This window comes from Parafrankia discariae (genome assembly GCF_000373365.1).
Taxonomy (GTDB): domain Bacteria; phylum Actinomycetota; class Actinomycetes; order Frankiales; family Frankiaceae; genus Parafrankia; species Parafrankia discariae.
The window spans coordinates 56,803-82,295 of record NZ_KB891137.1; the positions used below are offsets into that span (position 1 = coordinate 56,803).

The 25,493-nt window shown below is 73.6% G+C and carries 15 protein-coding genes and 1 pseudogene; 11 read left to right on the top strand and 5 right to left on the bottom strand.

The window, feature by feature from the left end; all coding sequences use genetic code 11:
• Positions 1–87 precede the first annotated feature (87 nt).
• The 3 genes and pseudogenes from B056_RS44135 to B056_RS0107165 all read right to left on the bottom strand — a co-directional run bounded on the left by B056_RS44135 (position 88) and on the right by B056_RS0107165 (position 10,686).
• A complete protein-coding gene (locus tag B056_RS44135) occupies positions 88–3,771 on the bottom strand; it encodes a DUF7927 domain-containing protein (RefSeq protein ID WP_407672327.1) in 3,684 nt (1,227 codons plus the stop codon).
• 112 nt (positions 3,772–3,883) lie between these two features.
• A pseudogene (locus B056_RS44150) lies at positions 3,884–9,616 on the bottom strand (DUF7927 domain-containing protein); the annotation flags it as partial.
• A 248-nt stretch (positions 9,617–9,864) separates the two neighbouring features.
• The gene (locus B056_RS0107165; protein ID WP_084647113.1) at positions 9,865–10,686 is read right to left on the bottom strand and encodes a DUF11 domain-containing protein; all 822 of its coding nucleotides are present in this window, start codon (positions 10,684–10,686) and stop codon (positions 9,865–9,867) included.
• Between the two features lie 454 nt (positions 10,687–11,140).
• Here B056_RS0107165 and B056_RS0107170 point away from each other — a divergent pair, with 454 nt between their 5' ends.
• Positions 11,141–11,638, top strand: a complete 498-nt coding sequence (locus B056_RS0107170; RefSeq protein ID WP_230202869.1) for a hypothetical protein — start codon at positions 11,141–11,143, stop codon at positions 11,636–11,638.
• Positions 11,639–11,830: 192 nt separating this feature from the next.
• Complete coding sequence (locus tag B056_RS35600; RefSeq protein ID WP_154676893.1) at positions 11,831–12,925, top strand: fimbrial biogenesis chaperone; 1,095 nt, start codon at positions 11,831–11,833, stop codon at positions 12,923–12,925.
• A 25-nt stretch (positions 12,926–12,950) separates the two neighbouring features.
• Here the strand turns inward: B056_RS35600 and B056_RS0107180 are convergent, their stop codons facing one another.
• Positions 12,951–14,144, bottom strand: a complete 1,194-nt coding sequence (locus tag B056_RS0107180; RefSeq protein ID WP_035750494.1) for a cytochrome P450 — start codon at positions 14,142–14,144, stop codon at positions 12,951–12,953.
• Between the two features lie 382 nt (positions 14,145–14,526).
• Between B056_RS0107180 and B056_RS35605 the strand changes: the two genes are divergently transcribed.
• Complete coding sequence (locus B056_RS35605) at positions 14,527–15,198, top strand: TetR/AcrR family transcriptional regulator (protein WP_018501209.1); 672 nt, start codon at positions 14,527–14,529, stop codon at positions 15,196–15,198.
• 88 nt (positions 15,199–15,286) lie between these two features.
• Here B056_RS35605 and B056_RS0107190 read toward each other — a convergent pair whose 3' ends face one another.
• Complete coding sequence (locus B056_RS0107190; protein WP_018501210.1) at positions 15,287–16,825, bottom strand: class I adenylate-forming enzyme family protein; 1,539 nt, start codon at positions 16,823–16,825, stop codon at positions 15,287–15,289.
• 446 nt (positions 16,826–17,271) lie between these two features.
• On the opposite strand from B056_RS0107190, the gene B056_RS0107195 reads away from it, so the two are divergent.
• The 8 genes from B056_RS0107195 (at position 17,272) to B056_RS0107230 (ending at position 25,470) form a co-directional block, all read left to right on the top strand.
• Positions 17,272–18,495, top strand: coding sequence for a CaiB/BaiF CoA transferase family protein (locus tag B056_RS0107195; protein ID WP_018501211.1), 1,224 nt, complete (start codon positions 17,272–17,274; stop codon positions 18,493–18,495).
• Positions 18,492–18,998, top strand: a complete 507-nt coding sequence (locus B056_RS0107200) for a Zn-ribbon domain-containing OB-fold protein (RefSeq protein WP_018501212.1) — start codon at positions 18,492–18,494, stop codon at positions 18,996–18,998. The genes B056_RS0107195 and B056_RS0107200 overlap by 4 nt, the downstream gene beginning before the upstream one ends.
• Positions 18,995–20,215 (top strand): thiolase family protein, encoded by a 1,221-nt coding sequence (locus tag B056_RS0107205; protein WP_035750497.1) that lies wholly within the window; start codon positions 18,995–18,997, stop codon positions 20,213–20,215. The genes B056_RS0107200 and B056_RS0107205 overlap by 4 nt, the downstream gene beginning before the upstream one ends.
• A gap of 131 nt (positions 20,216–20,346) precedes the next feature.
• Entirely contained in the window at positions 20,347–21,816 is a 1,470-nt protein-coding gene (locus tag B056_RS0107210; protein WP_018501214.1) for an aldehyde dehydrogenase family protein, read from the top strand.
• Between the two features lie 29 nt (positions 21,817–21,845).
• Entirely contained in the window at positions 21,846–23,054 is a 1,209-nt protein-coding gene (locus B056_RS0107215; RefSeq protein WP_018501215.1) for an amidohydrolase family protein, read from the top strand.
• Position 23,055: 1 nt separating this feature from the next.
• Positions 23,056–23,433, top strand: coding sequence for a ferredoxin (locus tag B056_RS45695; protein WP_020572362.1), 378 nt, complete (start codon positions 23,056–23,058; stop codon positions 23,431–23,433).
• Between the two features lie 5 nt (positions 23,434–23,438).
• Complete coding sequence (locus tag B056_RS0107225; protein ID WP_018501217.1) at positions 23,439–24,218, top strand: SDR family NAD(P)-dependent oxidoreductase; 780 nt, start codon at positions 23,439–23,441, stop codon at positions 24,216–24,218.
• Between the two features lie 4 nt (positions 24,219–24,222).
• Positions 24,223–25,470, top strand: coding sequence for a cytochrome P450 (locus B056_RS0107230; RefSeq protein ID WP_018501218.1), 1,248 nt, complete (start codon positions 24,223–24,225; stop codon positions 25,468–25,470).
• Positions 25,471–25,493: the final 23 nt, after the last annotated feature.

Here is a 25,493-nt window from a genome sequence, read left to right on the forward strand (position 1 = left end):
TGGCGGTGGAAATGCGTCAACTGTTCGCGGAACGGCCGGAGTGATCCGCGGCCGCGGGACAGCCGGTGCCCGCGGGACAGCCGCCGGCTACCGTGTCGCCGCGACGTAGTCCAGGGTGCCGGAGTACGTCCCGGAGGAGACGAAGGGGATGTCGATCGAGTAGTCGTTGCTGATCGCGTCCCCGCCCGGCGCGGACGGGTCGTCCTGGGTGTGCACCGTCGCCGCGGCGGTCTCCGACAGCGGCTGGAAGGCCGTGGACCCACTCTCCCGGACGGACATCTCCCCGACCGGGATCGCGCTCCCACCGCCGCCACCACCGGCGGCTGGCGTGAGGGCGGGCTGGCCGGCCTGGACGGAGACCGCGTACCCGGCGTCGCTGTTCGTCGTGACCGTCATCGTGACGATCCCGTCCCGGGCCGCGGTGGTGTCCGGCTGGCCGGCCAGGGTGAACGCGGGGGTCAGCTCGGTGAGGGTCAGGAACTGCGCCTCCAGGGCGGTGGTGACGCCGCAGCCGGGCTCGGTGCCCGTGCCGGGGCAGGTGCTGCCGGGCGCCGGTGAGCTCACCCGGTTCGTCAGCGACGCGCCGGCGGTCGCGTCGTCGTCGACGGTCACGGTGAACGTGATGACGACGCTCGCGCCGACCGCGAGATCCCCGGTCCAGGTGAGGATGGGCGCCGAGTAACCGAGGACGCCCGAGCTCGCGGTGGCGTCGGCGTTGTAGGCGGCCGAGCCGAGCACGCCGCTGAGGTCGTCGGTCACCGCGATGCCGGTGTAGGGGCTCTCACCGCCGTTGGTGGCCGTGATCGTGTATCGGACGGTCGAGCCGACGACCGCGCCGGTCCGGTCGGCGGTCATCGCGATCCGCAGGTCCGGGGTCAGGATCGCGGTGGTGGTCGCGCAGGCCGCCACCGCGCCACCGGCGCCGTCACCGCCTCCGCCTCCGGCACCGGCACCGGAGCAGGTCGAGCCGGGCGTCGTGGAGACGACCCGGTTGACCGCGCTGTGGTCGCCGCCGCCGGGCAGCGTCGTGGTCACCGAGTAGGTGACCGTCGCGGTCGCGCCGACCGGCAGGTCGCCCGTCCAGGTCAGGTACCGCGCGGTGCGGGTGACGCCGCCGGTGCTGGCGGCGGCGTCGGCGTTGTACACCGCGTCGTCGAGGACGCCGGAGAGGTCGTCGGTGAAGGAGGCCCCCAGATACGGGCTCTGCCCGCTGTTGGTGACGGTGACCGTGTAGGCGATCGGGCTGCCGCCCACGGCCACCGGGCTGCCCGTCCCGGTGTCCGCCGACTTGGTGATCGTCAGTGCCGGGATCAGGACGTCGACGGCGGCGGTGCAGTCGGCGGGGTCGTCCGGGGCTCCGGGGCAGGTGCTGCCGAGCTCCGCGGAGCGCACGACGCCGCGCAGCGAGCCGTCACCGTGGTAGGGGTCGGCGACGGTGACCGCGAAGATGATCGTGGCGCTGGCGCCCGGGGCGAGGTCACCCGTCCAGGTCAGGACGGGTGCCTGGTAGCTCAGGGTGCCGGCCGTCGCGGTGGCTCCGGGGTTGAGCGTGGCGTCGTTGACCACCGCGGCCAGGTCGTCGCGCACCACGACGCCGGTGTACGGCGTCTGGCCGCTGTTGGTCACGACGACGGTGTAGCCGACCGTCCCGCCGGGGGTGACCTCGGTGGCGTCGGCGAAGGTACGGATGTCCAGGCCGGGGGTCAGGGACGTGACCACCGCGGCGCAGCCGGGCGCACCGCCGCCGCCACCACCGGCGCCACCGGCCGGGCAGCCGCCGCCCCGGGCCGCCGTGACCGCGGCGAGGGCGATGACCTTGTCGCCCAGGTCGGGCCGGTTGACGGTGAACGAGGCGGAGACGACCGCGGACTCGCCCGGGTCGAGGTCACCGGTCCAGGTGAGGCCGTCCTGGTCGAGGCGCAGCGAGCCGGAGGTCGTCGTCGCGTCGCCGTTGTAGACGGCGTCGTCGAGCACGCCGTCGAGCAGCGCCGTCACCTCGGTGCCCTGGTAGGGCAGGGTGCCGGCGTTGCTGATGGTGACGGTGAACTGGACGGTGTCACCGGGGGCCGCCGCCGAGGCGCTCGCCGAGCTGACGACTCGCAGCTCGGTGACCGGCAGGTCGACGGAGCAGCGCCCGTCGCCGCCGCCGGCCGCGCAGTTCGTCCCGGGGACGGCCGAGGTGGCGACGGCGGAGAGCACATGGTCCCCGGTGTCCGGGGTGTCGACCGTCACCGAGTAGGTGATCACCGTGGACGCCCCGGGGGCGAGCGCCCCCGTCCAGGTGAGCGTCGAGCCGGTGACCCGCGCGGTGCCGGACGTCGCCGTCACGTCCCCGCGGTAGGTCGCGTCGTCGAGCAGGCCCGCCAGCGAGTCCTGGACGGCGGCCGCGGGGAAGGGGATCTGCCCGGTGTTCGCCACCTGGAGGGTGAAGGTGACGGCCTCGCCGGGCGCGGCGCCGGCGGTCCCCGGGCCGGCCGGGCTCGCGCTCCGGCTGACGGTCAGGCCCGGGGTGAGGACGACGACGGACACGGCGCAGCCCGGGCTGCCGCTGGCCGGCGGGCAGCCGCTGCCCGGCTCGGCCGAGGAGACGCTGTCGACGAGCAGTTTGTCGCCCGGGTCGGGGTCGCGGGTCCGCAGCGAGTAGGTGATGACCGCGGCGGCGCCCGGCGCCAGGTCGCCCGTCCAGGTCAGCGCCTGGCCGGCGAAGGTCACCGCGCCGGCCGTGGCGGCCGCGTCGCCGGGGTAGACGGCGTCGTCCAGGGAGCCGGCCAGCGAGTCGGTGACGACCGCGCCGGTGTACGCGGTCTCGCCGGTGTTGGTGACGGTGACGGTGTACCCGACCGTCCCGCCGGGGACGGTGAACGTCCGGTCGGCCTGCTTCACGATCGACAGGCCGGGCAGCAGCACCGGGACGGACGCGGCGCACGCCGGGCCGGGCGAGCCGACGGCGCAGTCGGCGCCCGGGGCCGCGGTGGTCGCCACGCTGGTCAGGACCCTGTCGCCGGTCGGCGGGTCGTTCACCCGCAGGCTCCCGGTGACCGTGACCGTGCCGCCCACCGGGATGCTGCCCGTCCAGTCCAGGCTGGTCGGGCCGAGCGCGAGGGTGCCCGCGGACGCGGTCTGGTCGCCGAGGCCGGTCGCGTCGTCGAGCAGCCCGGTGCCGGTGAGCGAGACGGTGACGCCGGTGTACGGGGTCTGCCCGGAGTTGGTGAACGTCGCGGTGAACCGCACCACCTCGCCCGGGGACACCGACGCCCGGTCGGCGGTGTTCACGATCGTGAGCTCGGCGAGGGTGACGGTGCTGACGCAGCGGATGTCCGTCCCGCCGACCGGGCAGTTGCCGCCCGTCGAGGGCGACCGCACCGTACTGGCGAGGATCCCGTCGCCCGTGCCGGGGCCGCCCTCGGTCACCGAGAAGGTGATCGTGGCCGTGCCGCCGGCCGGGACGGTTCCCGTCCAGGACAGGACCGGCGCGCTGTAGCTGACCGTGCCGAGGTCGGCGGCGGCGTCGCCGTCGTAGGTGGCGTCGGCCAGCACGTCGCTCAGGTCGTCGCCGAACGAGGCCGCCGGGTAGGGCGTCAGCCCGCCGTTGTGCACGGTGACCGTGTAGTCGACCGTGCCGCCGGGCGTCACGGTCGGCGCGGACGTCCGCGTCGTGATCGTCAGCAGTGCCGCGGCCAGGACCGGGACGGTGCTCGCGCAGCGCGGGTCCGTGCCACCGGGCGGGACGGTGCCACCGGGCGGGACGGTGCCGCCGATCGGGCAGTTCACCCCCGGCGTGTTCGAGGTCAGTCCGCTGGCCAGCGACCGGTCGCCGGTGTCGGGGGTTCGCCACGGTCACCGAGAAGGTCACGGTGGCGGTGTCCCCCGGGCTGAGGCCGCCCGTCCAGGTCAGGTTCGGGCTGGTGAACGACACCGAGCCGACGGAGGCCGCCGCGTCGCCGTTGTAGGCGGCGTCGTCGAGCACGCCGGCCAGCGCGTGGGTGAAGGCCGCGGCCGGCAGTGGTGTCTGGCCGTTGTTCACCGCCGTGACCGTGTAGCGCACGACCTCACCCGAGACGGCGGTCGGCGGCTCGGCGGTCTGCGTCAGGGTCAGCGCGGGGGTGAGGACGACGACGGTGGCCCCGCAGGCCGGGTCGCCGCTGGCCGGCGCGCAGTTGTTGCCCGCGGCCGTGCCGAACAAGGTGTTGATCATCGTCTTGTCGCCGGTGCCGGGGTCGCGCACCGTCACCGTGTAGGCGATCGTGGCGGTCGCGCCCACGTCGAGGTCGCCAGTCCAGGTCAGGGTCGGCGCGGTGTAGCTCAGCGTGCCGCTGGTGGCGGTGGCGTCGCCGTTGTAGGCGGCGTCGTCGAGCACCCCGCCGAGCGGGTCGCTCACCGTGACGCCGGGGTAGGGCGTCTGGCCGCTGTTGGTGACGGTGACGGTGTACCCGACCGTCCCGCCCGGCACGGTCAGCGCCGTGTCGGCGGTCTTGCGCAGAGTCAGCCCCGGCAGCAGGACGTCCGTGCGGGCCGTGCAGCGCGGGTCGGTGCCGCCGGCCGGGCAGGTGCCGCCGGGGGCGGCCGAGACCAGGGTGCCGGTGACGACCCGGTCGCCCGGGTCGGGGTTGCGCACGGTGAGGGTGCCGGTGACCGTGACGACGCCGCCGACCGGGATGTCGCCGGTCCAGGTGATCTCCGACGCCCCGAGACTGAGCGTCCCCGACGAGGCGGTCTGGTCGCCGTTCGGGATCGCGTCGTCGACCGTGCCCTGGGTGCCGCTGCGCACCGTGACCCCGGTGTAGGGGGTCCGCCCGGTGTTGGTGAAGGTGGCGGTGAGCCGGATGACGGCGCCCGGGGTCGTCGTCGCGTCGGTGTAGTGCTGCTCCAGCACGAGCTGGGCCAGCGGCACCTCGGTGGCGCAGCGCGGGTCCAGGGTCCCGGCCGGGCAGTTCGTGCCCGGCGTGCCGGACGTCGTCACGGTGCCGAGCAGGCCGTCGCCGGTGACCGTGGCGTTCGCGGTGACCGAGAAGGTGATCGTCGCGGTGGCCCCGACGGCGAGGTCACCCGTCCAGGTCAGGTTCGGGCTGGTGAACGACACCGTGCCGGTCGAGGCGGTCGCGTCGCCGTGGTAGGACGCGTCGTCGAGCAGGCCGGCCAGCGACGTGCGCACCGACACGCCGGTGTACGCGGTCTGCCCGCTGTTGGTCACCGTGACCGTGTGGCCGACCTCGCCGCCGGGCACCGCGCTCGGCGGGCTCGCGGCGGGGGTGACGGTGAGCGCCGGGACGAGCACCTGGACGGCCGTCGCACAGCCGGGGCCGCCGCCCACCGGGCAGGTGGTCCCCGCCGCGGCCGAGGAGACGGTGTTGATCAGTGTCCGGTCGCCGAGGTCGGGGTCGTGCACGGTCACCGAGAAGGTGACCGTGGCGGTGGCCCCGACGGCGAGGTCACCGGTCCAGGTGAGCTCCGGCGTGGTGTAGCTCAGCGTGCCGCCGGTGGCGGCGGCGTCGCCGTTGTAGTCGGCGTCCGCCAGCACCCGGGCGAGCGAGTCGGTGACCGTGGCGCCGAGGTACGGCGTCTGCCCCGAGTTCGTGATCGACACGGTGAAGGTGACGGTGCCGCCCGGGGCGGTCGCGGCGACGTCAGCCGTGGACGTGACGGACAGGCCCGGGGTCAGCACGGTGACCACCGAGGTGCAGGCGGCGGGACCGCCCGCCGGGCCGCCCGCCGGGCAGGTGCTGCCCTGGGTGGGCGAGACCACGGTGGAGCGCAGCGCGCCGTCGCCGCCGCCGGGCGGGCGGACCGTGAACGAGGCGGTGACCGTGGTCGACTCCCCCGGGGCGAGGGCGCCGCCCCACACCAGGCTGTCCCCGGTGAAGGTGAGCGTGCCCACGCTCGCCGCGCCGTTGAACGCGTAGGCCGCGTCGTCCAGGACGCCGGCCAGCGGCACGGTGAACCCGGCGTCCGGGTAGGCCGTCTGCCCGTGGTTCGTGGCGGTGAACGTGTAGGTGACGACCCCGCCCGGCACGGCGGTGGGCACGTCGGTGGCCGAGGTGACGGTCAGCGCCGCCACCGTGACCACGCTCGCGCAGCCCGGGTCGGAGCCGCCGACCGGGCAGGTGGTGCCCAGCGTCGGCGAGCTGACCCCGGTGGCGAGGATCCCGTTGCCGGGGCCGGAACCATCGGAGCCGGGGGCGCGGGCCGTGACCGAGAAGGTGATGACGGCCGACGCGCCGGGGGCGAGCGCCCCCGTCCAGGTCAGGTCGGTTCCGGTCACGCCGACCGTGCCGGTGGTGGCGCCGGCGTTCCCGTCGTAGCTGGCGTCGTCGAGGACCCCGGCCAGCGCGGCCGTGAGGCGCACGCTCCCGAACGGGCTCGCGCTCGTGTTCGTGGCGGTGAGCGTGTAGCCCACCGTGCCGCCGGCGGCCACCGACGAGGTGTCGGCGGAGTAGGTGACGGTGATCGGCCCACCGCCGACCGTCAACGTCACCGCCGTCGTGGCCGTCCGCCCGAACGCGTCGATCACGTGCACGGTGAACGGCGAGCCGCCGGCGACGCTCGGGGTGCCCGACAGCACCCCCGTGCCCGGGTTCAGGCTGAGGCCCGCCGGCAGGGTGCCCGCGGCGAGCGACCAGGTGAACGGGCCGGTCCCGCCGGTCACCGGGAAGGTGGCGGTGTAGGGCACACCGACCTGGCCGTTCGGCGGCGGGCCGCCGTCCAGGCTCGGCGCCGCGGCGATCATGATGCCGGAGCTCTTCTGCGCCGCCTGCGCGAAGGCGTCCACCACCCGCACGACGAAGGACGTCGGGCCGGCCGTGGTCGGGATGCCCGACACCAGGCCGGTCGACGGGTTCAGCGTCAGGCCCGGCGGGAGTGAGCCGGCGGCCAGCGACCAGGTGAACGGGCCGGTGCCCCCGGTCAGCGTCAGCTGGCCGCTGTAGGGCGCGCCGACCTCGCCGTCCGGCGGCTGGGCGAAGGTGAGCGACGGCGCGGGGGCCACCGTGATCGTCAGGCTCTGCGTCGCCGCCTGGCCGGTGGCGTCGACGACCCGCACGGTGAACGGGAAGGTGCCGCCCGCCGTCGGGACGCCCGACAGCAGGCCGGTGGTCGGGACGAGGCTCAGCCCCGGCGGCAGGCCGCCCGCGCTGACCGACCAGGTGACCGGTGCCGTCCCCCCGGTCACGGTGAGCTGGTCGGAGTACGGGGACCCCACCTCGGCGGGCGGCGGTGCCGGCAGCGCGAGACCGGGCGAGACGTTGACCGTCACCGCCGACGACCGGGTCGACGCCGGGCCGGTGCCCGCCGCGTTGACCGCCGCCACCGTGAACGTGTAGCCGGTGCCGCCCTGCAGGCCGGTGACCGTCTGCGTGGTCCCGGTGCCGCCGGTGAACGTCTGCGCCGGCTGCGCGGTGTTGCCGATGTACGGGGTCACCACGTACCCGGTGACCGGGCTGCCGTTGGGGGCGGGCTCGGTCCAGGACAGCGTGGCCGTGGTCGTGCCGACCGAGACGGCGGTGATCGCCGGCGCGCCCGGCAGGGCGTAGGGCACCACCGCCGCCGACTGCGGGCTCGCCGCGCCGGTGCCGACGGCGTTCACCGCCGTGACGGTGAACGTGTAGGAGCCGCCGGGAGTCAGGCCGGTGACGACACGGGTGGTGGCGGTCGCGTCGAACGGCCGCGCGGCCTGCGCCACCCCGTTCAGGTACGGCGTGACGACGTACCCGGTGATCGGGCTGCCGTTGGCGGCGGGCGCCGTCCAGCTCACCGTCGCGGCGGAGACGCCCGCGGCGGCGGTCGGCGCCGCCGGTGCCGCCGGCGACGCCGTGTAAACGTAGGACGTCGTGCCGGCCACGCCCAGGGTGACGACGGTGACCTCCACCGTCGCCGCCGAGGTCCGGGCCGGCAGCGCGGAGATCGCCAGCGACCCGTTGGCGTTGACCGTGAAGCAGCCCGCCGCCGGGCCCGACTGGCAGGGGGTGAGGACGACGGCCGTCCCCGCGCGCTGCTCGGCGGTGCTGCCGATCCGGATCGCCGAGGCGTTGGCGAGGTTGGTCCCGGTGACGGTCGCCGCGCCGCCGCCGGAGATCGTCCCGGTGGCCGGGGAGATCGCGACGGACGCCGGCGTCGCGGGCACCGTCATCGGGACGGTCACCGTCGCCAGGCCCGGGTTCGCGTCGATGGAGGACGAGGTCGTCGTGGTCGCCGTCTGGATCAGCGACGGGGTCACCCCGGTGCCGGTGACCGTGGCGACGACGGTGAGCGTGGGCAGCGTCGTGCCCGCCGGGAACGGCCCGCCGGCGGACGCGCAGGTGATCGACCGGCCCGCCGGCGGCTGACAGGTCCAGCCGGTGCCGTACCCGCCGGTGGGCACCACGCCGGCGGGCAGCGTCTGGGTGACGGAGATCGGCGACGCCTCGTCGGCGCCGTCCGCGGACACCCCGGCCGCGACGCGGTAGGTCACCGGGTCACCGGGCTGCGGGGCCGACCCGCTGTAGCTCGCCGCCGCGACGGTCAGCTGCGGCACCGGGTTCAGGCTCACCACCCGGACGGCGTCGATCTCGTGGAAGTCGGTGACCGAGCCCGTCGAGCCGACCCACCCGAACGCGAGCTGCCGCGGGATGCCGGCGGAGGTCAGCCAGCTCGACGGGTACAGCCCCGCCGGCACCGCGGGCAGGCTTCCCCGCAGGGTGCGCGTCGCACCCCCGACCGGCGTGAACGAGAAGACGTAGCTGCCCGCGGCCGCGGTGATCCCCGACGCGGTGACGATCGCCTGGCCGGTCGGGTTGACGACCACCTCCACCGGGACGGCCGAGGCCGCCCGGCTGGCGCCCCGCAGCGCCAGCGCCGGGGAGGACGTGGTCGTCGCGGTGCTGTTGAGGGCGCAGTAGCCCACTGTCCCGTTCCCCGGCCCGCGCACCACGACCTGCCCCGGGACCCGGCTCACGCCGGTGATGTAGGCCGGGTTGGTACAGCCCGAGCCCTGGTAGAAGCTGTTGCTGAAGTTGCCGTAGACATCCATCCCGAACCCGAGATAGCCGTTCGCCAGGCCGGCCAGCACCGACGTGCCCGAGTAGCCGAGCGCCCCGCCCGGCTGCCCGATGCTCGCCGGGGCCGTCGGGGCGGCCGGGTTCACCGCGGCCGCGACGAAGGCGAGCCCGTCCGCGCCGCCGCCGCCGTACTGGTAGGCGTTGAAGGTGACGTCGATGCCCTGCGAGGTGGGGACGCTCGTCGCGCCGAAGACGCCGCCCTCCTTCGTGGTCGTGGCGTTGGTCAGCCGCAGCACACCCGATCCCGGGTTGTCCGTGTTCGCGGTGCAGCTCAGCAGGGGCCCGGTGCCGGTGTTGCCGCGGGCCGTCAGACAGGCGGAGTTCGACCCGACCACCGTGGTCGGCAGCGCGGACACCGAAACCGTCCCGGTGCCGTCGACGGTCGCGTTACGGAAAGGCTGGTCGAACAGCGTCGTTCCGGCCGCCATGGCCACGCCGGGGGTGATGACGGCGACTGAACCGGAGATGAGGAGAACCGTTACGAGCAGCACCATGGAGCCGACAAGGCGACGGCCGCGGAAAAACCCTCCGGATCCGCCTCCCGGGGGCCGCCCGGAAAGATGTGCCGAACGGTTTGATCTCATCATTCTCTGGCTCGTCCAATACAGGTGGAAGCTGACCGCGATGCCATACCGAAGCGGTCACTGGACAGTCTTTCCCGACGAGCTCACGGATGGCGACGGAGAGTGTCACCAGAACGACTGTCAGCGGTCAAGGAATCCGGTTGACGGGTACGGCGGATTCGCGCTGGCGGCAGGTCTCCCCCGGCCCCCGGACATTCCACCGGGACTTTCCGCCGGATGGGCCGCGAACCTCCGGCGGCGCTCCCCTGCGGTCACTGCGTCCGGTAGTTGCGGGCGCCCGGACCATCCGTCGGCTCCGCTGTCGGCGCCGGCGCGTCGGTGTCCCCGGTGCGCGGGGCCGGCACGACCGGATCCGCCGCCGCGTCGTCCCGCGAGCGTGCCGCGTGCCGCGGGACGGCTTCGGTGACGCCCGCGGAGCGTCTGCGCAGCACCAGGCCGGTGCCGCCGAGCAGGGCGGAGCCGCCGGCGGCGAGCAGGGCCACCAGCCAGAGCCCGGCACGGTCCGACCGGCCGGACCCCGCCCCGCCCCCGGCCGACGCGGTGGGCAGCTCGTCGGAATCGGTGGCGCACACCAGCGGCCGGCCGTCCGGCCGGTCCGACACGCAGACGACCGTGGCGAGCCGCAGCACCCCCGGCGCGGCACCCGTGACCTTCGCCCGGGCGGTGAGCAGCGTCTCGGCGCCGGCGGGGACGTCCACCGACCAGCGCGCGCCGCCGTCCTCGACCGCCCCGTCGTGGTCGACCGAGACGAAGCGGGCGAACCCCGGCAGGGTCTGGGTGACGGTGAGGCGCCGCGCGTCCCCGGTCCCCGCGTTCCGGATACGCGCCGTGTAGGTGAGCTCGTCGCCCACGCCGGCCGCCGGCCGGCCGTCGTCGACGTCGACCGCCAGATTCAAATCGGGAACATCCGCCGACGGCTGGTCGGAATGCTCCTCGGCCACGGGTGCCGCCGCGAGCGCCGGGGAGATCAGGTCCACTCCGCCGGCCCGGCCGGCACCACTCACGCCGGCGAGGGCGACGAACAGCGCGGCGGCCGGCACGACCGCTTTCGGGCGAATTCCGTACACAGTCATCAGGGCCCTTTCCGGACAGCCGGTTGATATTGGGATCCAAACGGCCGGCGCACCGTCTGCGGGCCACCACGCGAAACAACGTGTTCAGCCGGGACGGGCCCGTCCGGCCGCCGCCCTGGGGGCGGATCGCAGTATAGGAGAAACTATCGGCCGGCCACTCCTTCCGCGGGAGCAGCGAGTCGCGGCGGGTTTCGGTGCTTCCCGGTGTTCCACGCACCGGGAAGCACCGACGTCACGTCTGCGCCGGCCGTCCCGGACTCGCCCGGCGTCCTCCGCACTGGCCCTACTGGCCGGCGAATTCAAGGACGGCCCGCCGGCGTCCGACGAAACGGAGTGCCCGTCCTTGACACTCGGCAACGGCGCTGGAAACAATCCCGCCGGATTTACGAACGCGTACGAAGGGGGAACGGGGATGGGTTATGGATTGCGGCCGGCCGCGTGGCGGGGATTGGCGGTGGCGGTCGGCGCCGGGATCGCGCTGGTGGGAACAGTTCCCGAAGCGCAGGCAGTACCCGGCGTGATCGGTACAGCGAGCACGACGGCGAACGTGGTCGTCGGTTCGTCGATCACACTCGCGTCGCTGGTACCTTCATTCACACTCAGCGGCAACCCGGGTGAGTCGGACGAGACGACCGACATTCCGGTCACCCTGGCCGTCACCACCAACAACAACGAGGGTTACAGCGTCGTCGTCCTGTCGACCGCGCCGGCCCTCAGCCCGACACTGCCGGGGAACCCGGACAACATTCCGATCAGCAACCTCCAGGTCGCGGCGGCGGGAACCGGGACGTTCGCGCCGCTCAGCACCACCGACCCGATCCTGGTGCACACCCAGGCCGGGCCGTCCGCCCCGACCGGGGACGTCATCACCAACGCCTACCGGGTCGACATTCCGTTCGTCCTCCCGGACGTCTACTCCGCGGTACTCGACTACTACGTCGTCACCCAGTAGGTACGTCGTCACCCGGTAGGAGAGCCCCGCTCTCGGCGGTGGCCGAAAACAACGAGATCGGTGGGCGGGCACGGGGACGGTGCCCGCCCACCGACCGGTCCGGTCCGGTCCGGCGGCGTCTGGCGCCCGCCGGCCCGGCCCGGCCCGGCGAGCAGAATCGCGACAGGGGAGTTCCGTGCCGGAGAGCACATCGTGACACGCCACCACCCCGGATTCGGGCGCAGAACGGCGCTCGCCGTACCAGTCCTCGTTTCGCTGCTGCTCTCCGCCGGCTCGGGAGGCGTAGCGGCCGCGGCCCCGGGAGCGGCCCCGGGAGCGGCTGACCCGAAACGGCCGGCGTTCTCCCTCTCGGTGAGCCCGACCAGAATGATCGTCGCCCCGGAGGACACCGACCAGGACCAGAAGTTCGTGGTGACCAACAGCGGTACGGAACCGCTCGAGCTCGAGGTGAAAAGAGCGGGCTTCACCGCCAACCGGGACGGCGCGCTGACCCTGGTCAAGGAGAAGACCGAGTTCTCGGCGGTCGACTGGCTCACGGTGAGCCCGGTACGGTTCCAGCTCGCCCCGGGCGCCCGCCAGACGGTGCTGAGCCACATCGCCATGCCGACCCACCCGGAACCGGGCGATCATCACGTCGCGCTCCTCTTCACGGTGCCCGCGGCCAAGGACGGGTCGGGGGTCCGGCTCAACCGGGGCATCGCCGCGCCGCTGTACATCACCGCGCCCGGCCGCATCGACGACAGCGTCCGGGCGATTGGCCTGCACACGCCGTCCTTCGCGCTGCGCGGCCCGATCGACCTCACCGCCGCGTTCACCTCCACCGGCACGGTGCACCGTGACTTCCGCGGCCCCGGTGGTGTCCTCAAGGCCCACGTGGACGGCCGGGAGGTCGCCTTCCCCGACTTCACCGTCGGCCGCGGCGCCGACCGGGAGGTGACCGCACGGTGGGCGGACCCGCCCCTCATGTGCCTGTGCCGGGTAACGGTCACCGTCCCCGGCGCCGCGGGGAAGCCGCAGGAGATGACCGCGACGATCCTCGTGTTCCCGGTGCACCTGGCGGTGGCCGCGCTCGCCGCGCTCGCCGCGCTCGCCGGGCTCGGCCTCCTCGTCCGGCGCCGCTACCGGGCCCGGGTGCGGGCGGCCGCCCGCGCGCTGCGGGAGCGGGAGGACGCGCTGGCCGGCGCCGTGCCCAGGCCGCGCTCCGGCGCGCACGACGCGGACACCGGCACCGACATCGGCAGCGGTGTGAACGTCGGCTCGCCGCCGGCGGCCCGGGAGGACTCCTGAGTCGGTCTCCCGGGCCGGGCGGCGCTCAGACGACGAGCGGCAGGTGCTCGTAGCCGCGCACGGTGCTGGTGTGCAGCCGCACCGCGCGGTCGTGGTCGACCTGGTAGTCGGGGAAACGGCGCAGGGTCTCCTCGATCCCGATCCGGCCCTCCATCCGGGCGAGCGCCGCGCCCAGGCAGAAGTGGGCGCCACGGCCGAACGCCACATGGCCGTCGAACTTACGGCGGATGTCGTAGCGGTCCGGGTCGGTGTACTTGCGCCCGTCCCGACCGGCCGACCCGGTGAGCAGGAGAACCTTCGAGCCCGTCGGGATCGTCGTTCCGTGCAGCTCGACGTCGTTCTTGAGCAGGCGGCCCTGCACGGGGGACGGCGCCTCGTACCGCAGCGTCTCCTCGACGGTGTTCGACAGCAGCGACGGGTCGGCGGCCAGCTCGGCCCGCTGGTCGGGATGCGCCGCGAGCAGCACACACGCCCAGCCGAGCAGCCGGGCGACGGTCTCCGTCCCGGCGCTGACGATCTCGTTCGTGACCGACGCCGCCTCCGGCGTGGTCAGCCGGCGGCGCTCACCGCTCTCGTCGGTGACCTCGGCCTCGGCGAGGCCGGTGATCATGTCGTCGCGCGGCGACCGGCGGCGGTCCTCGATCAGCCCGGCGAAGTAGGTGCGCAGCTTGATCGTGGCGGCGTGGGAGGTCTCGTTGATCATCCCGACGCCCTCCTCGATGTGGAAGGTCAGGTCGATGGTCCGGCGTACCTCCTCCCGGTCGGCCGGGTCGACCCCGATCAGCTGGGAGATCACCTTCGACGGGAGCTGCGCGGCGAAGTCGGTGATGTAGTCGAACCCGCCCGCGCCGATCCGCGGGTCGAGCATCTCCGCGCACAGGGCGCGGATGTGCTCCTCGAGCGCGGCGATCCGGCGCGGGGTGAAGGCCCGGGACACCAGCGACCGCAGCAGGTGGTGGGCCGGGGCGTCCGAGAAGATCATGAAGCCGGGCGGCATCGGCTCCGGCTTCATGATCTCCAGGATCGTGCCGTGCGCGGAGCTGTAGGTGTCCGTGTTGACATGGGCGGCGTCGATGTCGGCGTGCCGGGAAAGCGCGTAGAAATCGAACTTGTCGTTACGGTAAACGGGCTCCTCGTCACGCATCCGCTTCCAGAGCGGGTACGGATTGACGTCGATCACCTCGTCGAAGGGATCCCAGTATAATTCTTTCACTGTCATAGATCTCCTCGTCGCTTTCGTCGGGCCGACTTCCGCCGGCCGGCGCTTGTCGGCACGGCGGTCACGTTTTCTTCTGGACGGTCCTTCTGGACAGTTTGAGCCACCCGGCCGGGCCCGCACAAACGACGAATGCCCGGCGTGACCTGCGCCACCACGGTCCCGCCCGCACGCCACCACGGTCCGGCCGCGGGTCCGGCCACCCGGTGGGCAAGCCGGGCGGCGGTTGACGGGCACGACGGGCACGAGATCCCCCTCCGGGGACGGTCGGGCGCCCTTCGGGGACGAACGGTGCGGACGCGGACGCTGGTAACGTCGGAGAGTGTCCTGGGCCGAACGCGCCGCCGACCGCTCACCGTCGGTTCAGCGTTCGAGATCGCGCAGTATGCGTCAGGCGAGGGTCATCGTCGAGGCCGCCGAGCGGCTCATCCTGGTCAACGGCGCCCGTTTCACGACGCAGGAGCTCGTGAAGGAAGCCGGCATCGCGACGCAGACCTTCTACCGGCATTTCACCGGCAAGGATCAGCTGCTGCTGGCCGTCATCGAGGACATCATCGCGGACCAGACCGAGCGTTACGAGGCGTCCGCCCGGCATCTGCCGGACCCGGTCGCCCGACTGCGCCACTACGTGCGGTCCGCGGTGTCGTCGCTGAACGCGCCGGGCTGGGAGGGTGCCGGGGCCCGGTTCATCCCCGCCGAGCACTGGCGCCTGCACCAGCTCTACCCGGAGGAACTGGCGCACGCCACCCGGCCGTTCGCGGACCTGGTCGCCCGTGAGCTGACCGCGGCGCGGGAGGCCGGCCTGCTCACCCCGCGGCACATCGAGCGCGACGCCACGGTGGTCGCCCGGCTGGTGACGTCCGTCTACCACCATCACGCTTTCACCAGGACGGACGAGTCGGCCGAGTCGATCGGCGACCACCTGTGGACGTTCTGCCTGGCGGCCCTCGGCGGCAGCCCACGCCCCGAACAGCCCGCCCTACCCCACCAGACTCCCCCCGGCCCGGCCGCCAACCCCCAGACCGAGCTAATCCCCAGACCGAAGCGAGTTGTCTGACCAGCGCATAGCGCGGCTGGGACAACTCGCTTCGGCAACTCTCCACGCGCGACCCCGAGCGCGGATCCGGGCCCGGGCCCGGGCGGGGTTAGCGGGCGGCGGCGCTGTTCGCGGCGGGGGCGGGCTGCTCGCGGCCAGCCTGGTCGGGGCCGGGCTCGTCGCGGGCGGGCTCGTCGCGGGCGGCTACCAGGGCGCCGCGGTTGACCTTCGTCGCCTCGCTGCGGGGGATGGCGTCCACCAGCTCGACCGTCTTGGGGACCTTGTAGGGGGCGAGCCGGCTCTTCGCGTAGCCGATGATCTCGCTCGCGGTGGGTGGCGCGGCGTGGTCGGCGGGTTCGATCACGGCGTGTACCCGGCGGCCCCACTCCGGGTCGCGCAGGCCGATGACCACGACGTCGGCGACCTTGGGATGGTCGATGAGAGCGGCCTCGACCTCGGCGGGGAAGACGTTGGCGCCACCACTGATGATCATGTCGACGCGGCGGTCCACCAGGTGGAGGTGGCCGTTGTCGTCGAGGTAGCCGAGGTCGCCGGCGCTCTGGAAGCCGTCCTCGGTCCGGTGCAGCTTCGGGGCGGCGCCGAGATAGTGGGAGCTGGTGTCGGAGCCGGGGGTCCGCAGGTAGATGTCGCCGATCTCGCCGGTGGGCAGCTCCCGGTACTCGGCGTCGAGGATGCGCACCTCGGTGCCCCGGATCCCGCGGCCCACGCTGCCCTGATGGTCCATCCACTCGTCGCCGCGCAGCGCGGTGAGGCCGAGGCCCTCGGTCATCCCGTAGACCATGTGGATCTTCTCGGCGCCGACCAGCCCGGCCCAGCGGTGCACCAGCGACGGCGGCATCGGGGCCGCACCCTGGGTGAACCACCGGATGCTCGACAGGTCACGCCCGTCCACGCCGGGCAGGTCGGCGATGCGTTGCAGCATCGTCGGCGTGGCGGTGAAGGTGGTGATCCGGTGGCGCTCGATGACGTCGACGACACGGGCGGCGTCGAACTTCTCCATCACCACCAGGTGGTCGCCGCCGAGCAGGTTGTAGAGCGTGGTCAGCCCGTTGGCGTGGTACATCGGGGCCAGCACGAGCACCGTCTGCGGCCGGGGCACCGGCCCCCAGCTCTCGGCGAGCGGCGTGGCCATCCGCGCGACGAAGACGGACGGCCGGTCGCTCACGATGACCTTGGGCGTGCCGGTGGAGCCGCTGCTGCAGATGCCGTGGATCTGCGGCGAGGTCGCGTCGGGCAGGTCGGGCACGTCGAGACGCTCGGTCGAGTCGATCCAGGCCAGATCCTCGCCACCGAGGTAGACCCGAGGCTCGATGACCTCCCGGAGCCGGCCCAGCTCCCACTCCGGTACGTCCCAGCGGACCGGTATCGGCACCGCGCCGAGCTTCCAGGCCGCGAACACGGCCAGGACGAACTGCGGCGAGTTGCGCAGCCCGAGCCCGAGGTGCTCGCCGTGGCCGAGGCCGCGCTCGGCTAACGCCCCGGCGAGCTGGCTGGAGCGCCGGTCGAGCTCGCGCCAGGTGAACGTCGGCTCCCCGCCGTCGAGCGCGATGTGGCGCAGGGCCGGATCGTCGGGGCGCTCCGCGGCCAACTGCCGGATGCGCCGGGCACTGCTGACCGGTTCTTCCACTGCATGCTCCTCTGACCTGACCTGACCTGACCTGGCGACGGCGAGCGACGACGGGCGACGGGGATCTCGGTGGTACGTCGGTGCGACCCCGGGCGAGGGGCCGCCGGGGCAGAGGCCGCCCGGGCGCGCCCGCCCGCCGGGCACGGCGACCCGCCGGCCCGGGGCGTGAGGACGCCCCGGCCCGAGGCATGGCGACGCACCGGAGAGCTCGGCCGGCTCACCGCGAGGGATCGGGCAGCGTCTGGAGGCCGCCGGAGCGGCACCGGCCCGGGGCTGGCTCGGACCTGACCTTCGGCGGGTGGGTGAAATGCATGCTTGCAACCCCGATGTACGAAGTCAACCTCTAGTTTTTCGACATCGATGGACTTCCCAAAGACGAGAGTGCCGTTCTACAGTGACGCCGGACACGGTCCGCCGGAGCCGGCGCGACGGAGAGGAGGTGGCCGATGGACGAGGACGTTCCAGAGGGCGCGTTCAAGGGCGTGCGGGTCGTCGAGCTCGCCCAGTGGGTCTTCGTGCCCGTGGCCGGCGCGCTCCTGGCCGACTGGGGCGCGGACGTCATCCGGGTCGAGCGCCCGGAGGGCGACCCGTACCGGGCGCTGGCGACCCAGGGGATCGGGACCGACGGCGGCGGGGTGAACCTCTCGGTCGCCCTGGCCAACCGCGGCAAGCGCTCGGTCGCGCTCGACCTGCGCCGCGAGCAGGGCCGGGCGATCCTGCACAAGCTGCTGGAGACCGCGGACGTCTTCCTCACCAACTTCCGGCCGGGCGCGCTGCGCCGGCTGGGCCTCGACGCCGACGAGCTCACCCGCCGGTACCCCCGGCTGATCTACGCCCGCGGGCACGGCTTCGGCGCCCGCGGGCCCGACGCCGACCACCCCGGCTACGACTCCTCGGCGTTCTGGGCCCGCGGCGGGATGGGGCACATGCTGACCCCCGAGGAGCGGGAGTACCCGATCAGCCAGCGGGGCGCGATGGGCGACCGCAACGGCGCGATGGCGCTGGGCTTCGGCATCGCCGCCGCCCTGCTGGGCCGCACCCGCACGGGCAGAGGCACCGTCGTCGACGTCTCGCTGCTCGCGACGGCGATGTGGACGCTGTCCTCCGACCTCCTCGTCGCGCTGACCGGGCAGACCCCGCGCACCTCCAGCGGTCCCGGCGACGGCCCGAACCCGCTGGTGGGCGCCTACCGGACGAAGGACGGCCGGCACATCCAGCTGGTCTTCCTGGAGTCCGACCGCTACTGGGCGCCGTTCTGCGAGCTGATCGGGCGCGGTGACCTCACCGCCGACCCGCGGTTCACCGACCTGCGGGCCCGCGGCGAGAACCGGGTCGCCTGCCGGGCCGAGCTCGAGGCGGAGTTCGCGACCCGGACCTTCCAGGAGTGGAAGGACCTGCTCGCGGGCATCGACGCGCCGTGGGCGCCGGTGCAGTCCGTCACCGAGCTGGTCGACGACCCGCAGGTGGTGGCGAACGGCTACGTCGGCGAGGTCCACCTCGACGGCGGGGGCTCCTACCGATTACCGACCGTCCCCGTCCAGTTCGACTCCCGGCCTCCCGTGCTCCGGCGGGCTCCCGAGCACGGCGAGCACACCGAGTCCGTGCTGCTCGAACTCGGCTACAGCTGGGAAGAGATCGCCGCCCTCACCGAGGCCGGAGCGATCCCGTGACGGCCGGCCCCGCGGCGGCGCCCGAGCCCACGCGGCCGGTGCCGGAGCCGGACGAGCGTTCCGCCCCGTACTGGGCGGCCGCGGCGCGGCACGTCCTCACCGTCGCCCGCTGCGCCCGCTGCTCCACCTATGCCGTGCCGCCGGACCACACCTGCCCGCACTGCGGCAGCACCGACCCGGGCTTCGCCTTCGAACCGGTGAGCGGTGCCGGGACCGTCCGTTCCTGGACGGTCGTCCGCCAGTCGTTCCTGCCCGGCTTCCGCGGCGAGGTGCCCTTCCTGCTCGTCGACGTCGAGCTCGCCGAACAGCCCGAGCTGCGCGTCATCGGCCGGCTCCTGGACGGCCCCGACACGCCGCTGCGCGTCGGCGCCCCGGTGGCGGTGGCCTTCGAGGACGTCGCGGACGGCGTCTCCGTCCCCGCGTTCGCCCTGGCCCGGCCGGGTGCCGGTGCCAGCACCACCGCCACCGGCACCGGCACCGGCACCGGGGAGGTGTGGTCATGACCGGGCGGTCGGGCTCCGGGGGCCGGCCTGGTTCCGGGGGCGAGGTGGCGATCGTCGGCTACGCGCACAGCGACGTCACCCGGCACGCGGGACGTCCGCTCGGCGCGCTCGCCGTCGACACGGCCCGCGCGGCGATCGCCGACGCCGGCCTCACCGCCGGCCAGGTCGACGGGTTCGTCACCTCGGCGCTGTTCCCGACCGCCGGCGCGCACGCGGCCGAGGACGGGGTCAGCCTGGTCTCCGCCGACTGGCTGGCCCAGCGGCTCGGCGGCTCGCCGCGGTACGTGGCCGGCTTCCAGGGCATCGGCCAGATCCCCGGCTCGGTGGCACTGGCGGTCAACGCCGTGGCCAGCGGCGCCGCCGACTACGTCGTGATGCACCGCGCGCTGCACAACCCGAAGGGCAGCTACCACGCCAACCCGATGCGGACCGCCGGCGGCGCGCAGCAGTGGACGGTGCCGCAGGGCTTCTTCGGCCCGCTGTCGATGATCGCCCTGCCCTACAACGAGTACCTCCAGCGTTATGGGGCCAGCCGGGAGACGACGGCGGCCGTGGTCGCCGAGGCGCGCAAGAACGGCGCGCGCATCCCGTGGTCGTACTGGCACGACCGGCCGCTGACGACCGAGGAGTACCTGGCCGCGCCGCTGCTGAGCGACCCGATCTGCCGCTACGACTGCGACATCCCGGTCGACGGGGTCGCCGCGTTCGTCTTCACCTCGGCCGAGCGGGCCCGTGACCTGCCGCACCGCCCGGTGTACGTGACCGGGCACGCCTCCTCGGCGCCGCCGCGGCGCCGGCTGCCGCTGCACTGGCCGCTCGACGACATCATGGCCGGCGGCACGGCGCTGGCGAAGCGGCTGTGGGAGCAGTCCGGGGTGAGCCCGGCGGACGTCGACCTGCCGCAGGTCTACGACGGCTTCTCGCCGTTCGTCTACTTCTGGCTCGAGGTCCTCGGCCTGTGCCCGGTCGGCGAAGCGCACCGCTTCGTGCGGGACGGCGGGATCGACAGCGACCGGCCCGGCGCGCTGCCGGCGCTCTCCGGCGGCGGGGCGCTGGGCAACGGGCGGATGCACGGCATCCCGCAGATGCTCGAGTGCTACCTGCAACTCGCCGGCCGGGCCGGGGAGCGCCAGCGCGAGCGGGCGACCGTCGGCGTCGCCTGCGCCTCCTCGCCGCACTACGGCGGCGCGGTCGTCTACAGCACGTCGCCCCGCTGACCCGGCCGCTGACCCGGCCCGGCCCGCCGACCCGCCCCGCCGACCCCGGCCCGCTGATCCCGGCCCCCGCACCTCTGAACCAGTCACCCGACGCCCCGAGTGGGCATGCGCACCTAGAAGGGAACGAGCCCGTGGCAGCGATCATCGCGGAGCGCCGCTCGTACGTGGCCGGCACCTGGGTCGAGGGCGACGAGGTCCTCACCGTCGAGAACCCGGCCGACGAGACCTCGGTGGCCGATCTGCCGGCCACCCCGCTGGCCGAGATCGAGCGCGCGATCACCGAGGCCCGCCGGTCCTTCGACGAGGGGGTGTGGGCGGACCGCCCGCCGGCCGAGCGGGCGAAGGTGCTGGGCGCGTTCCTGGACTACTTCCAGTCCGCGCGGGCCGAGCTCGTCGCCACCATGGTCGCCGAGGCGGGCCAGCCCACCGGGTTCGCCGAGCGGGCGCAGTTCGGCGCCGGCCTCGGCCTGGCCCGCGGCACCATCGACCTGTACCTGTCGATGTCGCACGAGGAACCCAACCCGGTGCCGCTGGACGACCTGGTCCGGGCCGGGGCGAGCCTGAGCTTCCGCCGGCACGAGCCGGTCGGCGTCGTCACCGCGATCACCCCGTACAACGGGGCGATCATCATGGCGATGCAGAAGATCATCCCGGCGCTGATCGCCGGGAACTCGGTGATCCTGCGGCCCAGCCCGCTCACCCCGCTGTCCTCGCTGGTGTTCGGCGCGGCGGCGGCGGCGGCCGGGCTGCCGCCGGGTGTGCTCAGCGTGGTGGTGGAGGCCGGCGCCGCCGGCGCCGAGCTGCTGACCACCCACCGGGCCGTCGACATGGTCTCGTTCACCGGCTCGACCGTGGTCGGCCGGCGGATCCTCGCCCAGGCGGCGCCGACGGTGAAGCGGGTCGCCCTCGAACTGGGCGGCAAGTCGGCCCAGATCTACCTGCCCGACGCCGTCGGGAGGGCCACCGCCGGGGCCGTCGCGGTCGTCGCCGCCACCGCCGGCCAGGCCTGCGTCGCCGCCACCCGGATGCTGGTGCCGCGCGAGCGCAAGGACGAGGTCCTCGACGCGGTGTCGCGCGCCTACGGCACCCTCACCGTCGGGCCGCCCACCGACCCGTCCGCGAAGCTCGGACCGGTGATCAGCGCCGGTCAGCGCGAGCGGTGCGAGCGCTTCGTCCGGCTGGCGGAGGAGAACGGCGGGAAGGTCGTCACCGGCGGCGGGCGGCCCGCCGGGCTGGAACGCGGCTACTACTTCGAGCCGACCGTGCTCGACCTGCCCGACAACGCCAACCCGGCGGCCCAGGAGGAGATCTTCGGGCCGGTGATCAGCGTCCTGGGCTACCGGGATCTCGACGACGCGGTGCGCATCGCCAACGACAGCGACTACGGACTGTCGGGCCAGGTCTACGGCGCCGACGTGGCCGCGGCGGTGGGCGTCGCCCGCCGGCTGCGGACCGGGGCGGTCAACGTCAACACCGCTGTGTTCAGCGCCTACGCGCCAGGCGGCGGTTACAAGCACAGCGGCCTCGGCCGCGAGCGCGGGCCGGACGGCATCCGCGCCTTCCAGGAAGTCAAGCACCTCGCCATCGGCGAGCTCCGCTGAGCTCGCTCCCGGACCGGAGGGAACCACTGATGACGTCATCACTGCCGCTGGACTGGCTGATCTCCGTCGACGACCACGTCCTGGAGCCGCCGAACCTCTGGCTCGACCGGCTCCCGAAGAAGGACCACGACCGGGCCCCGCACATGGAGGTCGACGAGACGGGCATGGACTTCTGGGTCTACGACGGCAAGAAGTTCCCCAGCTCGGGGCTGAGCGCCGTCGCCGGCAAGGAGAAGGAGGAGTTCAGCCCGGAGCCGCTGCGCTACAGCGAGATGCGGCCGGGCTGCTACGACGCCACGGCGCGCCTGGAGGACATGAACCGCGCCGGCATCCTCGCCTCGCTGTGTTTCCCGACCATCACCCGCTTCTGCGGCCAGCTGTTCTCGGAGGCCAGCGACCGTGAGTTCGGCCTGGTCTGCCTGAAGGCCTACAACGACTGGATGATCGAGGAGTGGTGCGGCAGCGCGCCCGGCCGCTACATCCCGCTCACCCTCATCCCGCTGTGGGACCCGCGGCTCGCCGTGCAGGAGCTTGAGCGCTGCGCGGCAAAGGGGTCCACCACCTTCGCCTTCTCGGAGAACCCGGCCCCGCTGGGCCTGCCGACCATCCACGACCGCGACGGGTACTGGGAGCCGGTCATGGCTGCCGCGAACGACCTGGAGATGGTCGCGTCGATGCACGTCGGCTCCTCGTCGCAGGTGCCGAAGATCGCCCCCGACGCGCCGTTCATGGCGAACCTGACCTGGGGCGCGATGCGTACCTCGGGCGCCATGCTCTCCTGGCTGTTCAGCGGGATGTTCCAGCGGTACCCGAAGCTGAAGATCGCGCTCTCCGAGGGCGAGATCGGCTGGATGCCGTACTACCTGGAGCGCGCCGAGCAGGTGATCGACAAGCAGCGGCACTGGGTCAAGCGCGGGGTCCGCTTCCACGAGCACGGCGGGGCGGACGCCCTCGACCTGGACACCCTCGACATCCGGGCCAGCTTCCGCGAGCACGTGTTCGGCTGCTTCATCGACGACGCGCACGGCATCGCCAGCATCGACGAGATCGGCGAGGACAACATCATGTGCGAGACGGACTACCCGCACTCCGACTCGACCTGGCCGAACTGCATCGACGTCGTGAAGAACCGGATCGGCCACCTGTCGGAGGAGGTCCAGTACAAGATCCTGCGCGGCAACGCCGAGCGGCTGTACCGGTTCACCCCGGCCGAGCCGCCCGTGCTCGCGACGGCCTGACATGACAGGGCGGGCACCGCTCGCGGTCGTCGACCGCGAGCGGTGTATCGGCAGCGGTATGTGCGTGGACTACGCGCCGGGCACCTTCACCCAGGACGAGCAGGCCAAGGCGGTCGTCCTCACCGAGACGGACGATCCGGCGGACGTGGTCGGCATCGCCGTCGAGTCGTGCCCGACCGGCGCGCTGCGTCTGACGCGGGACGCGGGTCTGGCGCCCGACGCGGGTCTGGCGCCCGACGCGGGTCTGACGCCCGACGCGGGTCTGACGCCCGACGCGGGTCTGACGCCCGACGCGGGTCTGACGCCCGACGCGGGTCTGGCGCCCGACGCGGGTCTGGCGCAGAGCACAGCCCCGGCGCAGGACGGAACAGGAGCGTGACGAGCATGATGCTCGACGGCAAGATCGCCGTGGTGATGGGTGCCGGCTCGGGGGTCGGCCGCGCCTCGGCACTGCGGTTCGCCGAGGAGGGCGCCCGCGTGCTGTGCGCCGACATCCGGCCCGAGGGGATCAAGGAGACGGCGGCCGCGATCGAGGCGGCCGGCGGCACCGCGTCCGCGGCCGAGTGCGACGTCTCGCGGGAGGCCGACGTGGCCGCCGCGATCGAGGCGGCCGTAGGGCAGTTCGGCCGGATCGACATCGTCTTCAACAACGTCGGCGTCCCGACCCCGCGGCTGGGCGCGAAGCTGGAGGACCACACCGCCGAGGACTTCCAGCGCCTCGTCGCGGTCAACTTCGGCGGCGTGTTCAACGGCTGCAAGCAGGCGGTGCTGCAGTTCAAGCGGCAGGGCGGCGGCGGGGCGATCCTCAACACCGGGTCGGTCGCCGGCCTCGTCGCCTGGGGTGGTTCCGTCTACGGCGCCACCAAGGGCGCGGTGCACCAGCTGACCCGCGCGGTCGCCATCGAGGGCGCGCCGTTCGGCATCCGGGCGAACGCGATCTGCCCGGCCGGGATGCCGCACACCAACTTCATGGCCGCCGGCGGGCTGACCGTCTCGGGGGAGGCCCGGGAGAAGATGGTGGAGAACGTCGGGGCGACCCATCCGCTCGGCCGCCCGATCACGGCCGAGGACTGCGCCGAGGCCGCCGTCTACCTGGTCTCCGACCGGGCGCTCAACATCACCGGTGTGCTGCTGCCGGTCGACGGCGGATACGTGGCCAGGTGACTCGATGAGTACCACGGCCACTCTCGACCGCGAGCGGGTCCGCCAGCTGTTCGACCTGCGCAGCAGCTACAACGTGCACATGGGCGGCGGTTACCGGGAGGACCCGTACCCGGTCTGGCACCGGCTGCGCGAGCAGGCCCCGGTGCACCCGGGGATCGTCCACGAGCTGACCGGCTTCGCCGGCCCGGCGATGTTCTCCGGGCTGCCGTACCCCGACCGCCCGCACTTCTCCGCCTTCGGCTACGCCGCCTGCGACGCCGCCTACCGCAACCCCGACGTGTTCGCGTCGGCGGCCGGGCCGGTGGATCCCAACAACGGCCCGTACGGCGCGACGAACAGCATGCTGTCGATGGGCGGGAGGCAGCACCGCCGGTACCGGGGGCTGGTCCAGCCCTCGTTCGTGCCGGGCAAGGCGAAATGGTGGATCAGCAAGTGGATCGAGGAGACCGTCGGCCTGCTCATCGACGGGTTCGTCGACGCGGGCCGCGCCGAGCTGAACGTGGACTTCTGCGCGGCCATCCCGGTGCTCACGATCACCAGCAGCTTCGGGGTGCCCGTCGAGCAGGCGCTCGACATCCGCGCCGCGCTGACCAGGCCGGACGAGATCGTCCGGATGCTCGCGCCGATCGTCGCCGCCCGGCGCGCGCAACCGCGGGACGACCTGATCAGCATCCTGGTGCAGGCCGAGATGACCGACGAGAGCGGGGTCACCCACCGGCTCACCGACGCCGAGATCTACTCCTTCTCGGTGCTGCTGCTGACCGCCGGCTCCGGGACCACCTGGAAGCAGATGGGCATCACGCTCACCGCGCTGCTGCAGCACCCCGAGGCGCTGGCCGCGGTGCGCGCGGACCGCTCGCTGCTCCGGCCGGCGATCGAGGAGTCGCTACGCTGGTCACCCACCGACCCGATGTTCTCCCGCTGGGTGACCGAGGACGTCGACTTCTTCGGCGTGCACATGCCGGCCGGGTCGGTGCTGCACCTGTGCATCGGCGCGGCCAACCGTGACCCGGCCCGCTGGGACCGCCCGGACGAGTACGACATCACCCGCCCCCTGCGGCCGTCCCTCGCGTTCGGCGGGGGCGCCCACGTCTGCCTGGGCATGCACGTGGCCCGGGCCGAGATGCGGGTCGGGATCGGGGCGCTGCTCGACCGGCTCCCCGACCTGCGGCTCGACCCCGACCGTGAGGCGCCCCGCTTCATCGGCATGTACGAGCGTGGCGCGACCGAGATCCCCGTCGTCTTCGGGTAGTCCCGAGACACCGGGGGTGAGGA